This window comes from Ruegeria sp. CDSC085 (genome assembly GCF_059610465.1).
This window is the reverse complement of record NZ_JBXWNR010000039.1, coordinates 1-6,538: the sequence shown is the minus strand read 5'-3', so window position 1 is coordinate 6,538 and position 6,538 is coordinate 1. Positions and strand designations below refer to the sequence as shown.

The window sequence follows — 6,538 nt, the reverse complement described above, 5'->3', positions numbered from 1 at the left end:
CTTTCAGCAATAACGCGGTCCAGACGTGCCGACACCTGATCAATCAGCAGGTTGCGAGCCGCTTGAGCAAACTTCTTGAGAGCATTGGTGTCCATCAAACAACGACTTTCTTTCCATCGCGGATTTCAGCGACCAAAGATTTTCTGAGTTCCTCGACGTAGCGATCCACGTCTGCCTCGTCAGCTAGATAAGGAGCGCTGAAGTTGACTTGGACCTCGTTGGCTTTGACGATTTTCGGCGCTGCGGTCGGTGCGGGCGTTGGTGGAGGTGTGGGGGACGACTTTTCCGTCGGAGAAGTATCCGACTCATCCTTCGGCTCAGGTTTCACTGGCTCAGGTTTAAGCCGCTCTATCAGCGTTAGAATATCTGCGAAAAGATCATTCTGGATGCTATTTTTGCGGTCTCGTAGCGCGGGGATCAGCTTAATACTTTCCAGATCCGTCTTTTTTGCCCCGATTACTTCGTTGACACGACGTTGTGCGTCTTCGGGAAGATCAGTGTATTCGGAAAGACTGAGGACTTTTTTCTCAACATCAGCAACCGCAGTTTTTACAGCCTCGCGCTCATCCAGCACCTGCAACTCAACTCTGTCCTTGAACGCATAGAATTCGGCTTTCAGGTTTTGGACGGTGGATCCATTAAAACAGGTAGGATCTTCGATGACAGCGCGCAGGCGACCAGCTGCTTCCTTATCTACGTATTCGGTATTGGACACTTGGCTAGCCAGGAACTGCTGAACATCGTCGAAAATAGCGCGCTGACTGCCGCCCATGAAGCTGCGAATTTTATCTAGAAAATCTTCTTTTGCATTCAGGAGTTCATCTTCCTGAGCCACAACCTCGGTGATGAACCAACGAGCTGGCTTGTCCGCCATACCTTCCAGTTTTTGCTGAAGTGGTTTTAGAGAAGCCGTGAATGGGTATTGCGTGTCGCGCAGAGTCAACTCCTTGACCTCGCTTATCAACCCGGAGACGCTTTGGGCCCATTCAGTTCCAAGAGAACGAGCGTCAGTCCCTTCTGACGGCGCGTCAAACAGCGCTTGATAAAGGTCCTTTGCCTTGCGAATTTGAGCTGACGTAAACTCTGTTTGCGGCGTAAAGAGAAGGTTCTCGATTAGGCGGTTGTTTTGCAAATCGGTGACCAAAGCGTCGCCTTCTTTGACCACACCGTCAGAGCGCGCCTCGACCTTGTTTTTGCCCACCAGGCTAGCAACCAGGCAAAACACTGTAATTTCGGGCCAGCCATAAGGTTTAGAGGCGAACCGGTCTTTGAGGTGTTTGGCAGATACCTTAACACCATTGCGGGCTTGGGACTGGATGAAGTTCAAAATTTCCTGCTCAGCCTCGGATAGCCCGGATCCTTCCGAACCAAACAGGCTATTTTCCGAGCGGGCTGCTTTTTTGAGATCCGCCTCGGAGTAAACTACTCCACGCAGCATTCCAAGATTCACATAAATTTTGTCGACCAGGATTTGGAAGCCCTTGGCAATCCGGTCTTGTGGATCCTCTCCTCCTATTTCCAACTCGTCACCGCGCACAAACATACGGGCTTCACCAAGAAGTTTGCGCAGACGCAGCTCCATATCCTTCTTGCGTCGACGGTTCTGGTCGCCCTTTTCTGCGACAATCCGATCCCGACCTGGCTGAGGAGAACCCGTACGGGCCTGGCGAATGAATTTGTCAGTTTGTTTAAAGAGTGTCAGATCTCGAATAAAGCGCACGTCGGACGGCATGAGTACAACAAGTTCATCGCTTCCCATGCTGCGCATTCGGATGGCCTCAGGGCTCTCGACATCATCATGAAAGGGGCTGATGATATTGATCGCCAGTTCGTAGGCGCGACCAAGAATATGACCGTCAAGCATTCGACTATAGGCATATTCGTGTCCGGTGTTGGCGTGTTTGAGTTTGCGTTGGCGCAAAGTCGTATCGAAGACCAGTGCCTCTAGTTCCAAGGACAGCTCAGACGGGTCGATTTCGACGGCCTTAATCTCGTCCTCAACGTCCTTTTCCTCGTTCGTCAGAAACTCGTACACTTCACCATTGCGCTGAATATACGTGTTTCGTTCTAGTTCGGAGAGTGCGGCCTCAATGTCTCGGCGTAGGGCTGTCTGATCTGCATCGAACTCAGACAACATCAATATGCTGATATTGCGCACGGTTGGCTTGAATTCTTTCACGTATTTTACAAGAAAGAGCGCCTTGAGAACACGCACTGCAAAGGGGTCACCCAAGTTCTTTTCAGCTATCTGGATCGAGCTCTGTGCCGCAGAAGTCAGAGCGGTTCGAATGCCCTCAAACATCATATCGAACGTCGCGAGGCCGCGAACCGGTTCTTTCGCAAGCACCTTGGACACGTCCTGGAAAACACCAAGCATGGAACGTTCGCCAACGGAACTGTGTTTACCTTCAAAGGCGTTGTGCTGGGAAAGGCCGCGTATCGCCATTTGAAACAGGTCATATTGATAACCAGGGAACGGATAACTCGCGATGAAGTGCTTTTTGTCGCGGAAGTTTTTCAGTTTGATTGACCCGTCAGCGAAGTCAAACAGTGTTTTGAGATTGTTTTCTTCACGGTCGTAAAGGTTGCCGAGAGTGATCTCGCCTGCTTCAGTCTTTGCCAGCAGTCGACGCTGAATGACTTCCGCAACGTCAGCGGAGTTAAGTGGCATTCGAACATCAAAACGAGCTTGAATTCGTGTGAAATCCTGCTGTTTGAAGGCCGGGTTATCGCCGATGATTGTCTCCATATCCTGCTGGGAGGTAACGATGACCCAGGCTTGCCCCTTGCATTTCGTGCTCAGGCTTTCAGCAATGGTCTGAAGGTTCGTCATTAGCTTGACGTTGTCGGCGATGTACTGCCCAACTTCATCGACAAAGAAGTTGAGCCGGAACTTGGGGTCCTGGCGATCAATCCATGTCTTTACCTTGTTTGCGAAGTCCTCGATGGAGACCCGAGTGTCGGCACGATAATTCTTTAGTATCTCTTTGGTGTCGTCGGAATTGTCACTGGTAACTGTACGGTACGCCGCCGCGATATTCGCCGTCTCTAAGATCGCTTGCTCACGCCCGCGCTCCCACGATTTGCCTGCTTGTGCCTCATATGCGGCCTTGAAAGCGTCAAGCTGTTCGCGCTCGTCTAAGTCTCGCTCGAATTGTGCAATATGCGGTTGCTTACCAAAGTACCCACAAGCCTCATCAAAGACTTTCTGAAAGACGGATAGAAGCGCATCCACATCGCCCTTGGAAATAACATCGGCCTTTTGGTCGATGTTAAACAGGATCGACTTTGACGGAATCGCGACGGCTTTGCGCAGGGCACCAGCGAGCATTGGCTCGTCGGTGAGTTTATCCTCGAAAATCGCCAACGGGGCTTTTCCATCAACGGGTTCGTTTTCCAGAAGAAGCGCAAGCATCTTCAACAGATGTGACTTACCCGAGCCGAAGAACCCAGAAATCCAAACGCCATTAGCAGTCTGATAGTTGTTATACTCATAGAGAAACCGCTCGAGGCGTGTGCCGATCTCGTTGGTGACTACGTACTCGTCCAACTCGACGCGGAGGCTGGCTTCGTCATCAGCTTTGATTACTCCGTCAATCGGACGATCAACAGGCTTAAGAAAGATATCTCGCATAGGGGTGGCCATAGGAGTCAGACCTCGTATTTCATAAGATTGAAGGCGCGGTAGTACTTGTCGTCATGCAAAAGACCAAAGAGGTCCAGCGATGCCCCTGTTGCCAGTGCATGCGTATACGTCCCAGGAAAAAACATGACAGTTGGCGCCTGTTTTGCGGTGCTTTGTAAATTGTTCAGGATATTGTGGGATCGAATGAAGGGATAGATTTCCCCGACGCCGGATAGAAAGATTACGTCGTGTTCCGTTCGGTCCATCTTATTGGCAATATTGGGGATTAGATGCTCCGAGGGGTCGAGAACATTTTGCAACAATTCCTTGAGTTCAGACTTGTCCCACTCGCACTCATTTTCCAATACTTGCTCAAGGATTCCGCGCTCTGACAAGAGTTCCAGACAAATATCGTACAGGTTCAGATCGAGTATCTTTACTCCGGAATGTCCCGCGCGTTTAACGATATCTTTGCGGTCCTCATTGATTGTCAGCCCATCTGCTGGCGTGTAGTCACAAATGAAGAAAGGCACTTCGTTGCCGAGCCCTTGCTTCTTCAAGAACCGTTCGCTCGTGACGACACGTAGTACGTGTTCCAGCCGTTCTTTTCGGCTTATCGGAGTGTTCATCTTCAAACTCCTTCCTGCGCGAGGCCGGGGAAATAGGCCAATTCGGCCCTGCTTTCGCTCTTAATCATTGCAATCAGTCGTGTGGAAATCAGTGCAGTCTGAATCTGGTTTTCGGCGGTGATAATGTCTGCTTCACGCATCATGCGAAACAGAATTTGGCGGAGCTTTAAACGTGTCGATTGGCTCAAGTCCGAAAGGCTTTCGTTCCATTCGGCCTTTGCGTCAAAAAACACATCGAAGCTCTCGAGTGGTAGATCCAACTGATAAGACAAGTACCGGTCTTGAATGACCTCTACCGCAAATTCTCGAACAAACCGATAAGCGCGACAGCAGGCAACCCAAAGGACTGCCTTTTGGTCCGCAGTGTCAGCCTCATCCAAGAAGTAGTTCAGCTCTTCCTCAGACAGTGTCGAGATCCTGTTTTTAATCTCTCTAACACTTCGAGTATTCGACGCATCCTTCGGCAGTTGGGTCGTTCCTACGGATACAGCTCGCGCCTGGGTTTCCTCCCAAGGCTCTCCAGGTTTGTGAAGACGAGCCAGTTCGAGGCTTTCATTGATAAACAAACCTCCTGTCGAAAAAGACATTCGGTAGTCGTTTGGTTCTTCCACTCGTTCCCCCAAAATTTAGCGGCTCATCTTCGCAATCTTTTTTGCGTGTTCACCTCAATCCATTTGCCTGGATCAAAGAATCTTCAAGGCGGATAAATCCGACTAAGCCTTTACAGCCTCTCCTTTTGGCGAAGCTCTAGGAAGCTGCTCCTCATGTATGAGTTGAAGCAATTGAAGAAAATTTTTCTAGCGCCAAGAACTTGTGACTTTATGCCAAAGTGGATCATTTTGAGGTCTCTATCGTGATTTTTACGGCAGCGGGCTCGACGCCTAGATCAACCGCAATGCGTTCTCGATGCAGTTCGATGATCTCGCCAAATGTCAGCTCGCCTGTGCCCGATGTTGCGGCCTGCCTCGCTTGCATGCGCGCCGCGGAAGCATCGTCACGCCGCCTTATTGCCTGCGCGTCCTTAAATGAGACCTCTTGCACCTCTTGCCAATCACCAATCTCGAGCAGATCAAGTACTCCATTGGTGTCCGTATAATTGACAGGGTTTCTATAGCCGGGCCACTTCAGCCCTGCACTTGTCGTTGCATACTTATCAAACTGAATAAGCCAACGACCATCTTCATCCTGCAAGACATCTTTTATCGTCGCTACCATGAACGATTCACCGTGATTCTCTGGATCCCCGGGTCGCCTCTTGTCGAAGGCGTTGTGAGTAAGGACAACATGCGTCGCACCCCGTGCCTTTATAGGGTCCACTTTCCACCACCCAGTCCCGCCCAAGTCCGCGACGTCTTCCGGCTTCTTACTTGTAAAAATGACCATGGTCGTAGGCATAGGATTCTAGCTCTTCAATCTCGAAGTGGTACTAATCGGAGAAAATTTGAATGCAATAGATTATATATTTTTTATATAAAAACTATATTCTGAAAGTGCCATTGGGCTGTGTTTGGCTTCGTCAAAGCACCCCAAAAGGCTTGAGCCTGATCGCCTCTGTCAACAGTCAACGACGAACTCGGCTGAAAACGTTAATCCCACGTTAACCCGGTTCCGGCACCATGTTCGGGTATCTAAACAATGAGACAAAATTATGGACAAAAATCCGTAAGCTCGAGCTCTGAAGAAGGTAGCTAGTCGGGTCTTGTACTCGTTGCCAATCGGCGCTAAGCTGCTGATCCGAAATTGGAAATATTGATGACTTTTGTTGTGAAACAACCTGAACCGTTCAGTCGCCCCAGCGTGCGGCTGATATCGCTTGGATAGTCCCTGGTCGTAGTTAGACCGTTCCAAGCCGCTTCAGATTGAATCCGACAAAAGGGGTGCTCGATGCCACGAGGATCTAAGACTTCTTCCAATTTTTTCAAACAACTCAACACCTGGTTCGATGACGCACTGCGTGAACTATGCTCTACCGATTTCCAAGAAAATGCTTGGGGAGCAGATGAGGGAAAAGCGGGCGCGGGGACGAAGTGGTTCGCTTGTTCATCAAAACTCGATATCCACTCTGCGGCAGCTTTGATCCGGCTGATTGCAAGCTTCCCCGAGGACCAAAAGACCGTCATTGAAAACTTGTATGCTCCCTATGGTTTCACTGTCGTTGAAACCGGTGATCCTGCATGGACCGAGCATGTCGAGGACGCTTTTGAACGCGTGTCCGTCGTCAGGGATTTTGGGACAGATGGCGGCGTAATCTAAGAGAGGATCTGGCTCATCTGTCTGGATTGAT

General features: G+C 50.0%; 5 protein-coding genes. 1 reads left to right on the top strand and 4 read right to left on the bottom strand.

The genetic code is table 11. The features are described 5' to 3' along the window. Nucleotides 1–94: 94 nt before the first annotated feature. The 4 genes from brxC to AC2FJB_RS22505 all read right to left on the bottom strand — a co-directional run bounded on the left by brxC (nucleotide 95) and on the right by AC2FJB_RS22505 (nucleotide 5,469). Nucleotides 95–3,646: a BREX system P-loop protein BrxC gene (gene brxC, locus AC2FJB_RS22520; protein WP_496819131.1), complete on the bottom strand. Its 3,552-nt coding sequence runs from the start codon at nucleotides 3,644–3,646 to the stop codon at nucleotides 95–97. A gap of 5 nt (nucleotides 3,647–3,651) precedes the next feature. Continuing rightward, nucleotides 3,652–4,254 (bottom strand): DUF1788 domain-containing protein, encoded by a 603-nt coding sequence (locus tag AC2FJB_RS22515; protein WP_496721170.1) that lies wholly within the window; start codon nucleotides 4,252–4,254, stop codon nucleotides 3,652–3,654. Between the two features lie 2 nt (nucleotides 4,255–4,256). After that, on the bottom strand, nucleotides 4,257–4,865 hold the full coding sequence (locus AC2FJB_RS22510; RefSeq protein ID WP_496721172.1) for a DUF1819 family protein: 609 nt from the start codon (nucleotides 4,863–4,865) through the stop codon (nucleotides 4,257–4,259). 223 nt (nucleotides 4,866–5,088) lie between these two features. Further along, nucleotides 5,089–5,469, bottom strand: coding sequence for a hypothetical protein (locus AC2FJB_RS22505; RefSeq protein ID WP_496819128.1), 381 nt, complete (start codon nucleotides 5,467–5,469; stop codon nucleotides 5,089–5,091). Nucleotides 5,470–6,138: 669 nt separating this feature from the next. Between AC2FJB_RS22505 and AC2FJB_RS22500 the strand changes: the two genes are divergently transcribed. Beyond that, nucleotides 6,139–6,507 carry a hypothetical protein gene (locus tag AC2FJB_RS22500; RefSeq protein ID WP_496721176.1) on the top strand — a complete coding sequence of 123 codons (369 nt, stop codon included), beginning with the start codon at nucleotides 6,139–6,141 and terminating at the stop codon, nucleotides 6,505–6,507. Nucleotides 6,508–6,538: the final 31 nt, after the last annotated feature.